Raw genomic sequence first — 14,822 nt, forward strand, 5'->3', positions numbered from 1 at the left:
GCCGAGGCGGGGCGCGGATGAGCGCACCTGGACACCGGAAAGACTGTTGTCGTCCATGTGCGACAGGTAGGCTCAACCGTGCACAAGACGACTGACGGAGGCAGAGATGGCGGATATGAAGAAGGTGCTCCACAGCCTGACTCATAATCCCGCAACCCGTCGCATCGGGGCTCTGTCCGGCAACACCAAGGGGATCGACACGGACAGGGACAGCGCTGCCGACAGCGCCGACGGAACCGACTCCCCGAACGATTCCCAAGAGTCCCGGCGCACAGGCGATGACCGCCTCGGCGAGGGTCCGGCGGCGCCCGGCGGCGGTGATGCAGGCGGTGGTACCACCGGCACCGGTGCCGCATCATCGGGCGGCGGCTCCGGCGCCGACGGGGACAGCAGCTCCGGCTCTGGCACCGGCGGCTCCGGCGCCGGCAATTCCGACTCCGGAGGCGGCCAGTCACCGGACGACACCGGCGCGGACAATGACGATGCGGGCCCGAATCGGCCGGCGCTGCCGCACGTCGGGGAGCTCACCTCGGCGAGCGAGGACGCGATCGTCGATCCCTCCGAGGCGATCCTCGAGAGCATCGACCTCGACTCCTGGAAGTGGCCGGAGTACTTCGCGTTCGCGCTCACCCGGATGGAGGAGATCTTTCCCAGCGCCGGGATCCCTCGCGGCATCGGGCCGGTGCGCGAATACGTCACCCAGGAGCACGACTTCCGGTCGCTGAGCATCGACGCGAAGAAGTGGGCGGCAGCCGACGATGAGGGCTGGTCGACCGTCGGCGACGTCCTCGAGGGCACGTACACGGACGCCTGGCTCGTCACCCGCGGCGGCGTCGCCATCGCCGAGGAGTACGCGTGGCCGATGAAGCCGGCAAGGCGCCACATGCTCTTCTCCGTCTCCAAGTCGATCGTCTCGATCGTCGTCGGCGCGCTCGCTGACGCGGGCCTGCTCAGCGTCGACGACCTCGTCACCACCCACATCCCCGCCCTGTCCGAGAGCGGCTACGCCSGTGCCACGGTCCGCGACCTCCTCGACATGCGCTCGGGCGTGAAGTTCTCCGAGGAGTACCTGACGAAGGGCTCGGAGATCCGCGCACTGTTCGAGGCCGTCGATTTCGCGCCGCGGACGCCCTCCTCGGCGAACGGCATCAAGGCCTTCCTCACCGGGCTGACGAAGGAGCGCGAACACGGCTCGTCCTTCGTCTACCGCAGCTGTGAGACCGACGTGCTCGCCTGGATCTGCGAGAACGTCGTCGGCCGCCCCTTCGCCGTCGTGGCCAGCGAATTCGTGTGGTCGCGCGTCGGAGCGGCCCACGCCGCCCAGGTCTGCCAGGACCGCTGGGGCGGGTCGATCGCCGACGGCGCGATCAGCACGACCCTGCGCGACCTCGCACGCTTCGGCGAGATGATCGCCCGCGGCGGGGTCACCGTCGACGGCACGCGCGTGGTCTCGCAGGCCTGGATCGACGACATCTTCTCAGGCGGCCCTGACTCGACGCAGGTCTTCGCGGACTCCGCGTCCGCCCAGTCCTACCCCGGCGGGATGTATCGCAGCCAGTTCTGGGTTCCCTCGGCCAGCCGCGACGTCGTCATCGGCATCGGCATCCACGGTCAGATGCTCTACATCGACCGGGCCACGCAGACCGTGGGCGTCAAGCTCGCCCACGACCCCGAACCGGTCAGCCTCGCCGCCCAGCACGGAACCTTGGCGATGTTCGAGGCGATCACCGAGGCGGTGCCCCTCGACGTCGTCCCGCCGACGCCGACCGCGGCGACCGGCCAACCCGTCCACACCCGCCCGCTGACCGACGGGTTCGGTGCGGCGGTCGGTGGGGCCACAGTCGGTGCACCAGCCGCCGAGGCGGGTCCCGCAACGCCTCCGACTGCTCCCGGCAGTGCTCCCGCCGGCGCACCGGCGACCTCGGTGCCGGGCGCCGATCCCGATGTGCCGGGTGGTGCGGCGGTACCGGCCGCGGAGGTCCACGCCGCCGAGGTCCCACGCCCGGCTGCGCCTGGGACTGCTGAGGGGACTCCGAAGCCCGGAACCGGCGGGCCGGCAGGCCCGGCGACCTCGGGTGCGCCTGCCGGCAACGGCGCGGCGGGAACGGCAGCGGGCCTGCTCGCCGGCAACGGCAATGCCGCTGCCGGAGGCGTCGGCGTCGCCGCCGTGCCGGGCATCATTCCCGGCGGTTACGCGTACTGACAGCCCTCACGGCGCAGTGCCGTCCGGACCCGAGCGAAGTCGGGCGCGACCCGACAGGGGCCGGAGGGATCCCGAGCGGAGTCGGGCGGCTCCCGCGCGAGACTATACGAAGCCTCCCGCGTGCCTAGACTGGGGGACACGATGACTGCCGACGCCCTCTCTTCTCCTCAGCGCCGCCCCAGTGCGGCCGCGCCCCACCGGATCGCGATCCTCGCCCTCGAGGGGGTCTCCGCGATGGACCTCGGCGTGCCCGTGCAGGTCTTCGGTGCCGAGTCGAACACTCCGTCCACGGCGACCGGTCACGCGGCGACCATGGCAGGGGAGTGGCCGTACTCGGTGACCGTGTGCGGGGTCGACGACGGCACTGTCACCGGCGCCGATGGTCTGGCCTACGCGATCGATCGGGGGCTCGACGCGCTCACCGAGGCGGACACGATCCTCATCCCGGGCGCCGCCTCGGTGGTCGACGGGGAACCGCCCGCGGCCGTCGTCGGTGCCCTCCTGTCGGCGTTCGAACGCGGGGCCCGCATCGCCGCACTGTCGACGGGCACCTTCGTCCTCGCTCGCACCGGGCTGCTCTCCGGGCGGCGGGCGACGACGCACTGGTCGACGGCCCAGGCGCTCGCCCGCCGGTACCCGACGATCGACGTCGACGAGAATGTCCTCTTCATCGACGAAGGGCAGCTGCTCACCTCGGCGGGGGCCGCCTCGGCGATCGATCTGTGCCTCCACCTCATCCGACGTGATCACGGAGTCGGATTGTCGAACCAGGTGGCCAGGCGGCTCGTCGCGGCCGCGTACCGGAGTGCCGGCCAGGCGCAGTATGTGCCGCGCAGCGTTCCGGAACCGCTCGGCGATGTCTTCGCCGACACCCGGCAGTGGGCGCTCCAGCACATCGGAGAGGAGCTCACGCTCGCCCAGCTCGCAGCGAACGCCGGAGTGTCGGTGCGCACGTTCTCCCGGCGATTCGTCGAGGACACCGGGTACACGCCGATGCAGTGGGTGCTCCGAGCGCGGGTCGACCTGGCCCGTGAGCTGCTGGAGAACAGCGACCTCGGCATCGAGCAGATCGCCGACCAGGTGGGGCTGGGCACCGGGGCCAACCTCCGGATGCACTTCCAGCGGATCCTCTCGATCTCCCCGAACGAATACCGGCACACGTTCTCCGGGTGAAGCACGAGGTGCCCTGGGTGCGCCGCGCGCACTGGCCGGATACTTTCGGTATCTGGCAATAAGTCTGGCAAGAACCTTTCGTAGACTGTCGCTCTGGCCACTGTTGGGACGCGTGAGGAATCGCCATCATGGTGGTGTAACGGTTATCAGACCCTCCCAAGGAGTGACATTGACTCGCATCGCCATCAACGGATTCGGTCGCATCGGTCGCGCCACGCTGCGCGCGCTCAGCGAGCGCAACAGCGAGATCGACGTCGTCGCGATCAACGATCTCGGTGACCTCGAGGAGCTGGCCCGCCTGCTCAAGTTCGACACCACGCTTGGCCGCTTCCCCGGCACCGTCGAGGTCTCCGGCGACAGCATCGTCGTCAACGGGCATTCGATCCGCGTCTTCGCGGAGAAGGACCCGACCAAGCTGCCGTGGGGCGACCTCGACATCGACATCGTCCTCGAAGCCACCGGTCGGTTCACGAAGGCGGACAAGGCCCGTGCGCACCTCGACGCCGGAGCGAAGAAGGTCCTCGTCAGCGCCCCGTCGAAGGGTGCCGACGTGACCCTGGCCTACGGTGTGAACTCGGAGGCCTACTCGCCCGAGCACACGATCATCTCGAACGCCTCGTGCACGACGAACGCCCTGGCGCCGCTGGCGAAGGTCCTCGACGACCTCGCCGGCATCGAGCACGGCTTCATGACGACGGTACACGCGTACACCGGTGACCAGGTGCTCCAGGACGGCCCGCACAAGGATCCGCGCCGGGCGCGGGCGGCTGCGGCGAACATCATCCCGACCTCGACGGGCGCAGCGAAGGCGATCGGCCTCGTCCTCCCGCAGCTCGACGGGAAGCTCAGCGGTGACGCCATGCGCGTGCCGGTGCCCGTCGGCTCGATCGTCGAGCTCAACGCGACGGTGTCGAAGGACGTCACGCGCGACGAGGTGCTCGCCGCCTACCGTGCCGCCGCCGACGGTCCGCTCAACGGCATCCTCGACTACGAGGACGAGCCCGTCGTCTCGAGCGACATCGTCGGTCAGCCGGCGTCGTCGATCTTCGATGCCGAGCTCACCCGCGTCGACAACGGCCGCCAGGTCAAGGTCGTCGCGTGGTACGACAACGAGTGGGGATTCTCCAACCGCGTCGTCGACAACCTCGAGTTCATCGGCCGCGGCTGACTGAGGTCACCAGCCCAGGTCACCAGCGCAGAGTGGGGCGCTCCTCGATTCCGAGGGGCGCCCCACTCCGTCTGTGTCTGTGTCTGCCGTCGGGCCGGCGGTGACCGGGCTCGTCTCCGGGCTCAGACGTCGTCGGCGCCGGGGGTTCCGCCTTCGTTCTCCCAGCGCTCGACGGCGCGGACCTTGAGGCGGTTGAACTTCAGGCGCACACCGTAGCCGCCGTCGCTGTCGTCGGGGATGAAGCGCGCGCCGTAGTGCTCGAGGGCGAGGATGAGTCGCCGTTCCTGTTCCGCGGTGAGATCGTCGCGGCACTTCTCGTAGTCCTTGAGATCGGCCTTCTCGATCTCGGCCTGATCGGCCACATCCGTCGCCGAGACCTGACAGAGGATGCGCGCGGCGCGGGCGAGGGGGCCGTCGATGATGATCTCTTCGCTGCTCATGCCCTAACCCTGCCAGACGGATGCGGCGACTGCCAAGGCGACTGTCATCCCTGGTGAGACCGTCCGCGAGGCCATGAAGGCGCAGAAGCATCATACGCCAGTGAATTCATCACTCACTGGCGTTCGAATCATGCTGGATCATGTCGTGTCAGTGCCATCGCTTACCGTCGACGTCACCTTCCTGACCGCAGGGGTCAGGACCGACGCACCGCACCCGCGGTGCCTGACGGAAGGTCAGACCAATGGAGATCACGACCGACAGCGTCCGCCGACTGGTCGAGCACTGCCGACGGCTGGTCGATGCCGTGCCGGGGGAGAGACCGCCGATCGGCTATCCCGCCAGCCTCGCCCTCTGTCTCATCGACGCGATCTATGCGACCGGGTCCCATCCCACGGCGGTCGCGCACATCATCGCCCGGTACGTCGCCCGGCACGGGTGCGTCGACGGCGCGAAGTCCCTGCGCTATTCGATCGCTGCCGCAGGCGGATCGCGCGCATGGGCGGAGACCGTTGCCCACAATCTCAAACCCGCGAATACGCACCCCGGGGCACCGCTCAAGGCCGAGGTCGTCAACCGGGCGACCCGGCTCATGGCCGACCTCGACATCGAGACGGTCCCCGATCTGCTCTCCGCGGTCGCCGCGGATCCGACCGACAACGCCGTCATCAGGGCGTGGCGGACCCTGCCGAGCCAGAGCTCGGCCGTGACGTACTTCCACCTGCTCGCCCTGGCTGGGTCCGATCATCTCCAACCCGATCGCGCCGTCCTCCGGCACCTCACCGAGGTTGTCGCTGACGGTGATGCGCCCGATGTAGGCGATCTCGAGGCCTCCGGTGTCGGTGGCGGCGCTGTGCCTCCTGACGTCGGCGATTCTGTGGCACCCGATGGCGGCACTTCCCCGGTGGACGCGGAATCTCCGAACCGCGAGACCCTGCAGCCCGACGTGGCGCGAGAGCTCATCGCCGAGGCGGCGGGGCACCTCGGACTCGGCACCGGCGAGGTCGGGCGGCTCATCTGGCAGGTCGCGCACCGGAGGATCGTGTCGGTGACCGAGCCGCACGCGGTGCTCGCCGAGGCGAAGGCGTGAGGGTCAGAAATGAGAACTGAGACGATGCTGTGCCGCCAGGCGCACAGGCGCATTCGGAGCACCGAACCCTGAGTACGCGCCTGTTCGCTGCACCATCTCGAAGAACACGGCGCCAGTCGTCGACGTGTAGAAGTGCAGAAACTCGCCGTGTGCGTCGCGATCGTAGAGGACGTGATGGTCGCGCAAACGCGCGAGCAGGTCCGCAGGCAGATCGAAGCGTGCGTCCAGGTCGTCATAGTAGTTGTCAGGGATGACGAGGAAGTCCAGGCCGCGTGCTCTCGCGGTCGAGGCAGCATCGAAGATGTCATCGCAGGTGATCGCGATGTGTTCGGGGTGTTGGGCGGTCACGGTCGGCGAGAGGTCGCCGAGCTTCGATCCGGTGGTTGCCTGGGGTGCCACATTGAGCGGCAAGCGCACTGAGCCGTCAGCGCTCGACATGACCTGGGAGCGAACCAGGCCGGTGGGGCTCGGCACCTCCTGAGCGGTTTGGGCGCGGAGATCGAGGAGTGAGGAATAGAAGAGGACCGCCTCGTCGAAGTGCTGTGCGGGCTGCGAGAGGTTGATGTGATCGATCGCGGATCGGCGGTCGTCGAGCAGGGTGCCGAACTCTGCAGTCCACCCAGGGGTGTGTCCGCGGTCGGTCTGGAAGAAGACCTCAGACCCGTCGGGTGCGTAAACCCCGCGCAGGACGGCGTCATCGTGCGTCTGCTTCCTCGGCACTTCGGCGGCGAGCAGGAGAGCGGCGCGGTGCATGGCGGCTTCCGAATCACTGACGGAGAAGCCGATGCCGCGGAGGAACGTCGGCGCTTGACCGGTCGAGCTTCTGTCGATCTCGGAGACGATGATGCGCGCACTCCCGCGCTGCCACAGCTGGATGTGCGGTTTGCTTCGGTGGTACCCGGTGAAGCGGAAATCGAGCTGATGAAGCTGACGGGCGACCGCCCCGAGATCGGTCGTGGAGATCTCGGCGAAGTCCACTCCGTGCGGCTCGGCGACGTCGGGCAGCTGGCGCAGGTCAATCCGCTCGATCCGTCTCCGGTCCCGGGAGCAGTCGGCATCCTTGGGTCGGTATTGCTCCTCGACGGTCTCGGCTCCACGCGCTGGAGCGAAGGTGGCGGCGCGGATGTCCGCGGTCGTCGCTTCGAGCCACCGCAGCGAGCGCAGACCGTCGACGGCCGTGCGGTCGGTATCGGATTGCCGGAACGAATCATTGAACACCTCGAGCGACACCGGGCCGCGGTAACCGCTGTCGACCACCCGAGCGAGGAAGTCCGGGAGGTTCCAGGCACCTTCGCCGGGGAACACCCGGTGATGTCGTGACCAGCTGAGGACGTCCATGGTGAGTGCGGGGGCGTCGGCAAGCTGCAGGAAGAAGATCTTCTCGCCGGGAATCTCCGAGATGAGATCGAGGTCCGTGCCACGGGAGAGGATGTGGAAGCTGTCGAGGCAGGTACCGATGTGGGGATGGTCCGTTCGCTCCACGATCTGCCAGGCGTGGTCGTACTCGGAGACGAATCGCCCCCACGCAAGCGCTTCGTAGGCGACGTCGATATCGAATTGCGCGGCGAGGTCACCGAGGCGGCGCAGATGCCCCGCTGCGACGGTGTCGTCTGAGATCGTCGCTGTGCCGACGTTCGAACACAGCAGCATGGTGCCGATCCCCAAGCGTCGCATGAGCGTGAACTTCGCGTGTGCCCGGTCGAGATTGGCCGCGAACTGCTCCTCGTCGACGCCTTCGAAGTCTCGGAAGGGCTGGTAGAGGTCGAGGGAGATGCCGAGATCGCCGGCGAGTTCCCGGACCGCTTCCGGTGACAGGGGGCTGACGACGAGATCCTGTTCGAAGATCTCCACGCCGTCGAAACCTGCTCGACTCGCAGCCCGGAGCTTCTCCTCGAGAGTTCCGGACAGACAGACGGTGGCGATCGATGTTCTCACTTCTCCTCCTTCGTCCGGAACGGCGGTTCTGCTGAGATCACGGCCCGCGCTTCGTGCAGTTCATCGATGTCGGTCAGCGAGAGGTTCTTGGTCTCGCCGGCAGTGAACGCGACCAGGGCGACGAGAAGGCACACACCGGCTGTGACTGCGGCGACGGACACCCAGTTCTCTCCCGACGCGCCGGCGACAGCCGAGGCCAGCGCCGGTGCCAGGCCACCCGAGACAGCGAATCCGATCTGAGTGCCGAGGGCGAGGCCGGTGACGCGGACGGATGTCGGGAACATCTCCGCGTAGAACGACGGCCAGATGCCGTTGGCCATCGAGTAGAACCCTCCGGCCATGAGCGCGCCGGTGACGAAGATGAGTGTCCAGTTGCCGGCTGAGACGGCCCCGAGGTAGGGGAACATCATCAGCCCGGAGCACAGCGCACCGATGATGAACACAGGCTTGCGGCCGACGCGATCGGCGAGGGCAGACGCGACGGGAATCGCCAGGAGCGCGACCGCGTTGGCCGTCACCGACACGAGGAGCATCGTCGAGCGCTCAAGTCCCACGATCGACGTGGCGAACGACAGCGACCAGACAGTGAAGACCATATTCACGGTATTGACCATCGCACACGCCGCGACGCGCAGGACTGCGGCTTTGTGCCACGTGAACACCGCGCGCAGCGGAGGGCTGCTGGGCCGTGTCGCCTTGAACGCAGGCGGTTCCTCGAGGCCCCGGCGGATCAGCCAGGCAGTGAGGACGACGACAGCCGACAACCAGAACGGCACCCTCCATCCCCAGCTGAAGAGCTGGTCGTCGGGAAGGAGAGCGGTGAAGGGAATGAAGACCGCGGTAGCGAGGAGAGTGCCGAACTGCGTCCCATGCAGTGTCCATGCCGTCGTCCACGACCGTTTGGCCTCTGTCGCGTGTTCGAGGGAGACGGAGATGGCGCTCGCCTGCTCGCCCGACGCGGACAGTCCCTGAATGATGCGGCAGAGGACGAGCAGGATGGGGGCGAGAATGCCGACCTGGTCATAGGTCGGCAGACAGCCGACGACGAAAGTCGAGATTCCCATCATGAACAGCGTGAGCATGAGAACGAACTTGCGTCCGTAGCGGTCGCCGAGCGGACCCATGATGAGGGCGCCGAGTGGGCGCACGACGTAGGCGACGCCGACGGTGGCCATGGCCAGGAGGATTCTGATTCCCGGTTCGGTCGACTCGGGGAAGAAGAGGACATTGAGGACGAGGGCCGCCGCGGTCCCGTAGACCGCGAAGTCGTAGTACTCGAGCGCTGAACCAGTCCAACTGGACAGTGCCGCTCGCAATGGAGTCTTTGTCGGGCGAGCTTCGTCGATCGCGTGTGCCATGCTTCCTCGCATTGTTGTATTGCCACAATATGGCAGTTGCTGTTACGTTGTGGATTACAGTGTGACCGAGGCGACACCGACTGTCAATGGCGCAGTCGTCAGCGCAGCAGACGAGGAGGGGCACGCCGATGCCGGCCAAAGGATCGAACTCTGTGACGAAGACGTTCGAGATGCTCGAACTACTCGGCGATTACTCCGACGGGATCAGTGCTGCGCGGGCCGCGGAGATCACGGGTTATCCGTTCAGCACCGCCTATCGACTTCTCGGGGGCCTCGTCGAATCCGGATACGCGTCGTTCGATGCGCACTCAAAGCTCTACACGCTCGGTATGGAGGTCTTCAGGCTCAGTCAGAAGGTCGCGCACCGTCGTGGACTCGACGGTGCCACGAAGGACCTTCTCCGCGACCTCACCGGTTCGACGGGCGAATCGAGCATTCTGTCCGTGCGACGGGGTGATGCGGCACTGACTGTGGTGACCGTCGACGGTCCCCAGTTCCGCACGACGACCGATCCCGGCGATCATTCGCCACTGCACACCTCGTCCCTGGGGCAGATCATGCTCGCCTACGATTCCGACCGTGATGGGTCCCTCGAGCGACTCGACCTCAGTGCTCGGACCTCGCGATCGATCACCGACCCCGGCGAACTGCGCCAGCGGCTCGACGAAGTGCGCTCACGCGGTTGGGCCGGGCAATCGGAGGAGAACGACATCGGCATGAACGCTGTTGCCGTCCCCGTCCTCGATCTCGACGGACGGCTGCTCGCGGCACTGGCGTTGGCCGCCCCGGTCTTTCGGCGCTCACTCGACGACCTTGTCGGGTTCACACCACAGCTCACGACCACTGCGGCTGCCATCGCCGCCCGACTCCCGAGGTGACCATGTCCCTGCCTGCCGCAACCCCAGTCCGCTCCCTCCTGCTCGGCCTCATCGGCGACGGCATCACCGCGTCGCGGACACCGCGCATGCACGAACTCGAAGGGGCTCGACTGGGGATTCCGACCATCTACCGTGCTATCGACACAGCCCAACCCGCCGTCGCCTCGGCGTCTCTCGAGGATCTCCTCACCGCGGCGATCCGCCTCGGATTCGACGGGCTCAACATCACCCACCCGTTCAAACAGGAGGTGATCAGTCTTCTCGATGAGGTGTCCGATGAGGCGCGGAGGATCGGGTCGGTCAACACCGTCGTCATCGACCGCGACCGTCGCACCCACGGCCACAACACCGATGTGACCGGTTTCGCCCGCGGATTCGATGCGGGCCTGGCGGGAGCCGACCGAAGGTGCGTCGTGCAGATCGGGGCCGGTGGTGCCGGGAGGGCGGTCGCCTTCGCGCTGGCAGCGGCGGGAGTCGGCGAACTCGTCATCGCCGATGTCAGCGAGGAGCGGGCGCGGGCTCTGGCCGCGGACATCGGCGACGCTGTGCGGGTCGTCGCCCTCGGTGAGATCGGGCCCGCTCTGTCGGACGCTGACGGACTGGTCAACGCCACCCCGGTGGGAATGCGAGCCCACCCAGGCAGTCCAGTGGACGCGGCACTGCTGCGGCCGGAGCTGTGGGTCGCCGATGTCGTCTACCTCCCGTTGGAGACTCAGCTCCTGAGGGACGCCCGGGCGATCGGCTGCCGCACTCTCGACGGGTCGGGCATGGCGGTGAATCAGGCTGTCGACGCCTTCGCACTGTTCAGCGGCACGACCGCAGACCCGCAGCGAATGCGGGAGACGTTCCTCAGCCTCGGGCCGTGAGCCGGCTCAGTCCTGCGACTTCGCCTTGCGGTTCTCCTTGATGACGGCGAAGACGAAGATGCCGGCGATGAGCGCCAAGGTCACCCACAGTGAGTACTTGTCGATGACGGAGAGCACGGAGACGGCCGCCTCGCCGAGCTGATAGCCGAGGATCGTCCAGATGAGCGTGAAGATCAGGCACCCGAGGAAGTCGGCGATGAGGAACAGCGACAGCCGCATCCTCGTCCATCCGGCGACGATGTAGACGAGGGTGCCCGGCACGCCGGGGCAGCGGGCGATCATCGTCATGAGGAAGAGCGCCCAACTGGGAATCGAGCGCAGGCGCTCGATGCGGGCCAGCTGGCGATCGTTCTGTGCGAAGAGACGGAGCACGCCGTCGGCCCACCGACGACCGGCGAGCCAGAACGCCCAGTTGAACTTCACCATCCCGACGAACCCGGCGACGATGACGAGCCACAGCGGGATCTCCCCGACGGCGGCATAGGCTCCGGCGGCGACGATCGCAGTCTTCGCGCCGTTGATGAACTCCTGGAGAACGGGTGCGTTGACGAGCATCCACGGCCGCAGCGGCAGCAGAGCGAGGTAGATGACGGGCACGCCGATGATGATGAAGAGGAGGATCTTGTCGAGCGGCTTGGCCTTGCCCTGCCACGGTGTGATCGCCGCCCACGGGTTCTCCTTGCGGGCGTCCTCAGCGTCCGGGGCCTGCGCCTCAGAAGTCCGTGCCTCCGACTCCTGCGTCTCGGATTCGGGAGTCGCCGCTGCCTGGGACCCTGCGGCGGGGTCGGGATCCGGTCGGGCGAGTTCGTCGTCGGGACGGCGTTCTTCGCTGATGGGGACTCCTCGGTGAGGCTCGATTCGGGGCGTTCTCAGTATCGCACGCCCGTCAGCTGCGCGCCTAAGGCCTGCGCGCCTGAGACGATGAACTCGGGCTGACTAAGAAGACTCTCATTGCCGATCGCTCGACAAAGCGCGTGCGCCTTCGGCAGGGTTGATGGTGTGGGGAAGCAATCGAGTGTGCTCAGCGCGGTCGTCACCGGACTCGTCGTCGTCCTGGCCGGTCTCGCGTTCATCATCGTGCGCAGCACCGGCCAGTCCGAGACCCCCGACCTCACCCCGATCCAGGTCTCGCCGAACTCTGCGGAGTCTGCTTCTCCCGGTGGTGCGGCAGCAGCCGAAGGCGACCCGGACACCTCCGCCGATGACGGCACTGGATCCCGCGGAGGCGCCGACAACGGTGGGAGCACCGCAGCCGGTGGCGACAATGCCGACCGCAGCGGCGCCGACGGCGGGGGCGGCAGTTCGGGCAGCAGCGGCACCGGCAGCGGCTCCGGACAGATCGAGCATTCGTACGAACCCGCTCCCAACCCGCCGCGCGAAGTCCCCGCAGACGGCGACGACGACGATGACGACGCCGGCGACGATGACGACGATGATGACGACGATGATGACGATGACGGCGGTGACGATGACGACGACTGATCGTCGCATCCGACTCACCGTCGAGAACCGACTGACGATCGCCGTCTCCGTCCTCTCCGTCCTCGCCCTGACGATCGTCGGCGTGGTGCTCTACTCCGTCGAGTCGAACAACGTCTCGAACCGGATCTCCGGGTCGATGAATCAGGAAGTCGCGGAGATGCGGTCGTTTGCGAAGACCGGCGTCGACCCCGAGACCGGTCAGCCGTTCACCTCGGTGGACCAGATGCTCAGCCAGTTCCTCGCCCAGAACCAGCCGGACTCCTACGAATCGCTCTTCGCCTACCTCAGCGACGGTCGCGTCCTCTACCAGGGCGAACCGGACACCCTCCTCGGCGGCTCTCAGGCTCTCGAGGACGCGGTGGCACGCGTTGCGGCCGACGGTGGGGAGATCGAACTGCAGCTCGAGGGCAATGACTACGAAGGCTACGTCCTCCCCGTCTCAGCGGTCGCCTCGGCGAACGACGCAGCAGGTGCCACGCCGCCGCCGACGAGCGAACACGGCTCCTTCGTCGTCGTCCACAACGTCACCGCCAGCCGCGCCGACCTCATCCAGTTCATGCAGATCTACGTCATCGTCGCGCTGCTGGCCGCCCTCATCATCTCCGGGATCTCCTCCGTGCTCGCCCGCCGCCTCCTCTCACCGGTGACCCAGCTGCGTCAGACCGCACAGTCGATCTCCGGCGGCGACCTGAGCAACCGGCTCGAGACGCGCGGCAGCGACGACATCGCCGAACTCGGACGCACCTTCAACGCGATGCTCGATCGGCTCGAATCCGCCTTCGAGACCCAGCGCCGCTTCCTCGACGACGTCGGCCACGAACTGCGCACCCCGCTGACGATCCTCAGCGGGCACCTCGAGACGATGAACTCCGAGGACGTCGCCGATGTCGACGAGACCCGTGCGCTCCTGCTCGATGAGACCGACAGGATGACGCGCCTCGTCGAGGAGCTCCTCGTCCTCGCCCGGTCACGCCGTCCCGACTTCGTCCGCCCCGAATCCGTCGACGTCTCCGCGCTCCTCCACGGGGTGCTCGCGAAGGCGACCGGGCTCGGACCCCGGAACTGGCAGGTCGAGATCACCGACCTCCCGGTCCTCACCGCCGACCGCCAGCGCCTGACCCAGGCGCTCCTCCAACTCGCCGCGAACGCCGTCGACCACACCGAGACCGGCCAGACGATCACGTTCGGTGCCTCCGAGGACGCCACCGCCGTCCACCTCTGGGTCCGCGACGACGGTGAGGGCGTGCCCGCCGAGATCGCCGACGAGATCTTCGACCGCTTCAACCGCGGCACCTCCGACGGCGACGGGTTCGGGCTCGGTCTCTCCATCGTCGAGGCGATAGCCCGCGCCCACGGTGGGACCGTCACCCTCGACCCCACCGAGGTGGGAGCCCAATTCCGTCTCACCCTGCCGAAAGGACGCCAGTGAAGAGAATCCTCGTCGTCGAAGACGAAGCGCGCATCTCCTCCTTCATCGCCAAGGGGCTCGGCGCCGCCGGCTTCAGCACGGAGATCGCCGCCGACGGTCTCACCGGACGCGACCTCGCGATCACCGGGGACTTCGACCTCCTCGTCCTCGACATCGGCCTGCCCCGACTCGACGGCTTCAGCGTCCTCGAGCAGCTGCGCGACCAGCGCCCCACGCTGCCCGTCCTCGTCCTCACCGCCCGCGACAACGCCGAGGACACGATCTACGCCCTCGAATCCGGGGCGGTGGACTACATGATCAAACCCTTCCGCTTCGGGGAGCTGCTCGCCCGGATCCGGCTGCGCCTCAAGGAGACCGTGCAGGAGGCGCCGACGACCGAGCTCGTGCGCGGGGACGTGCGCATCGACCTGCTCAGCCGGCAGGTCTGGGTGCGCGAGCGCGTCGTCGACCTCTCCGCCCGCGAACTCTCACTCGCGGAGATCCTGTTGAAGAACCGCGGCAACGTCCTCTCCCGCGAACAGCTCCTCTCCCATGTGTGGGGTTTCGACTTCGACCCCGGCTCCAACGTCGTCGACGTCTACGTCGGCTACCTGCGCAAGAAGCTCGGCTCCGACTTCGTCACCACCGTCCGAGGTTTCGGCTACCGCGTCGACTGATCGGCACCGCGGCACCACGCCGTACGCCGGAAACAAGGCACCTGACCTCAACGTTCGGCCTTTTCAGGCCTCCCACCTCGGCGAACGTTCCTAAGACGGTTCTCATCTGCATCTCATCTCGGCCTTAATCTCGGCGACGAAGCTGG

General features: G+C 67.4%; 13 protein-coding genes. 9 read left to right on the top strand and 4 right to left on the bottom strand.

Annotated features, from left to right (window positions below):
- Positions 1-106 precede the first annotated feature (106 nt).
- The 3 genes from FJ887_RS02035 (at position 107) to gap (ending at position 4,544) form a co-directional block, all read left to right on the top strand.
- Positions 107-2,203, top strand: coding sequence for a serine hydrolase domain-containing protein (locus tag FJ887_RS02035; protein ID WP_250786143.1), 2,097 nt, complete (start codon positions 107-109; stop codon positions 2,201-2,203).
- Positions 2,204-2,344: 141 nt separating this feature from the next.
- Positions 2,345-3,376 carry a GlxA family transcriptional regulator gene (locus FJ887_RS02040; protein ID WP_137825817.1) on the top strand — a complete coding sequence of 344 codons (1,032 nt, stop codon included), beginning with the start codon at positions 2,345-2,347 and terminating at the stop codon, positions 3,374-3,376.
- A gap of 169 nt (positions 3,377-3,545) precedes the next feature.
- A complete protein-coding gene (gap, locus tag FJ887_RS02045; RefSeq protein WP_137825816.1) occupies positions 3,546-4,544 on the top strand; it encodes a type I glyceraldehyde-3-phosphate dehydrogenase in 999 nt (332 codons plus the stop codon).
- A gap of 122 nt (positions 4,545-4,666) precedes the next feature.
- Here the strand turns inward: gap and FJ887_RS02050 are convergent, their stop codons facing one another.
- Complete coding sequence (locus FJ887_RS02050; protein ID WP_137825815.1) at positions 4,667-4,984, bottom strand: XRE family transcriptional regulator; 318 nt, start codon at positions 4,982-4,984, stop codon at positions 4,667-4,669.
- Between the two features lie 242 nt (positions 4,985-5,226).
- Between FJ887_RS02050 and FJ887_RS02055 the strand changes: the two genes are divergently transcribed.
- Positions 5,227-6,072 (top strand): DUF8548 family protein, encoded by an 846-nt coding sequence (locus FJ887_RS02055; protein ID WP_140954830.1) that lies wholly within the window; start codon positions 5,227-5,229, stop codon positions 6,070-6,072.
- Positions 6,073-6,075: 3 nt separating this feature from the next.
- Here the strand turns inward: FJ887_RS02055 and FJ887_RS02060 are convergent, their stop codons facing one another.
- Positions 6,076-8,007, bottom strand: a complete 1,932-nt coding sequence (locus FJ887_RS02060; protein ID WP_137825813.1) for a bifunctional sugar phosphate isomerase/epimerase/4-hydroxyphenylpyruvate dioxygenase family protein — start codon at positions 8,005-8,007, stop codon at positions 6,076-6,078.
- Positions 8,004-9,365: an MFS transporter gene (locus tag FJ887_RS02065; RefSeq protein ID WP_137825812.1), complete on the bottom strand. Its 1,362-nt coding sequence runs from the start codon at positions 9,363-9,365 to the stop codon at positions 8,004-8,006. Before FJ887_RS02065 ends, FJ887_RS02060 begins: the two co-directional genes overlap by 4 nt.
- Positions 9,366-9,517: 152 nt before the next feature.
- Between FJ887_RS02065 and FJ887_RS02070 the strand changes: the two genes are divergently transcribed.
- Entirely contained in the window at positions 9,518-10,243 is a 726-nt protein-coding gene (locus FJ887_RS02070) for an IclR family transcriptional regulator (protein WP_249356791.1), read from the top strand.
- Between the two features lie 2 nt (positions 10,244-10,245).
- Complete coding sequence (locus FJ887_RS02075; RefSeq protein ID WP_137825810.1) at positions 10,246-11,109, top strand: shikimate dehydrogenase; 864 nt, start codon at positions 10,246-10,248, stop codon at positions 11,107-11,109.
- Between the two features lie 6 nt (positions 11,110-11,115).
- Here the strand turns inward: FJ887_RS02075 and FJ887_RS02080 are convergent, their stop codons facing one another.
- Positions 11,116-11,706 carry a DedA family protein gene (locus tag FJ887_RS02080; RefSeq protein ID WP_232623710.1) on the bottom strand — a complete coding sequence of 197 codons (591 nt, stop codon included), beginning with the start codon at positions 11,704-11,706 and terminating at the stop codon, positions 11,116-11,118.
- 402 nt (positions 11,707-12,108) lie between these two features.
- On the opposite strand from FJ887_RS02080, the gene FJ887_RS02085 reads away from it, so the two are divergent.
- Genes FJ887_RS02085 through FJ887_RS02095 form a run of 3 tightly spaced genes read left to right on the top strand, consistent with a single transcriptional unit; the run spans position 12,109 to position 14,676 of the window.
- Complete coding sequence (locus FJ887_RS02085; RefSeq protein ID WP_181365615.1) at positions 12,109-12,591, top strand: hypothetical protein; 483 nt, start codon at positions 12,109-12,111, stop codon at positions 12,589-12,591.
- Entirely contained in the window at positions 12,515-14,020 is a 1,506-nt protein-coding gene (locus FJ887_RS02090) for a sensor histidine kinase (RefSeq protein WP_249356790.1), read from the top strand. Before FJ887_RS02085 ends, FJ887_RS02090 begins: the two co-directional genes overlap by 77 nt.
- Positions 14,017-14,676: a response regulator transcription factor gene (locus FJ887_RS02095; RefSeq protein ID WP_137825808.1), complete on the top strand. Its 660-nt coding sequence runs from the start codon at positions 14,017-14,019 to the stop codon at positions 14,674-14,676. Before FJ887_RS02090 ends, FJ887_RS02095 begins: the two co-directional genes overlap by 4 nt.
- Positions 14,677-14,822 lie beyond the last annotated feature (146 nt).

It is taken from the genome of Brevibacterium sp. XM4083 (assembly GCF_006489205.2).
Classification (GTDB): Bacteria; Actinomycetota; Actinomycetes; order Actinomycetales; family Brevibacteriaceae; genus Brevibacterium.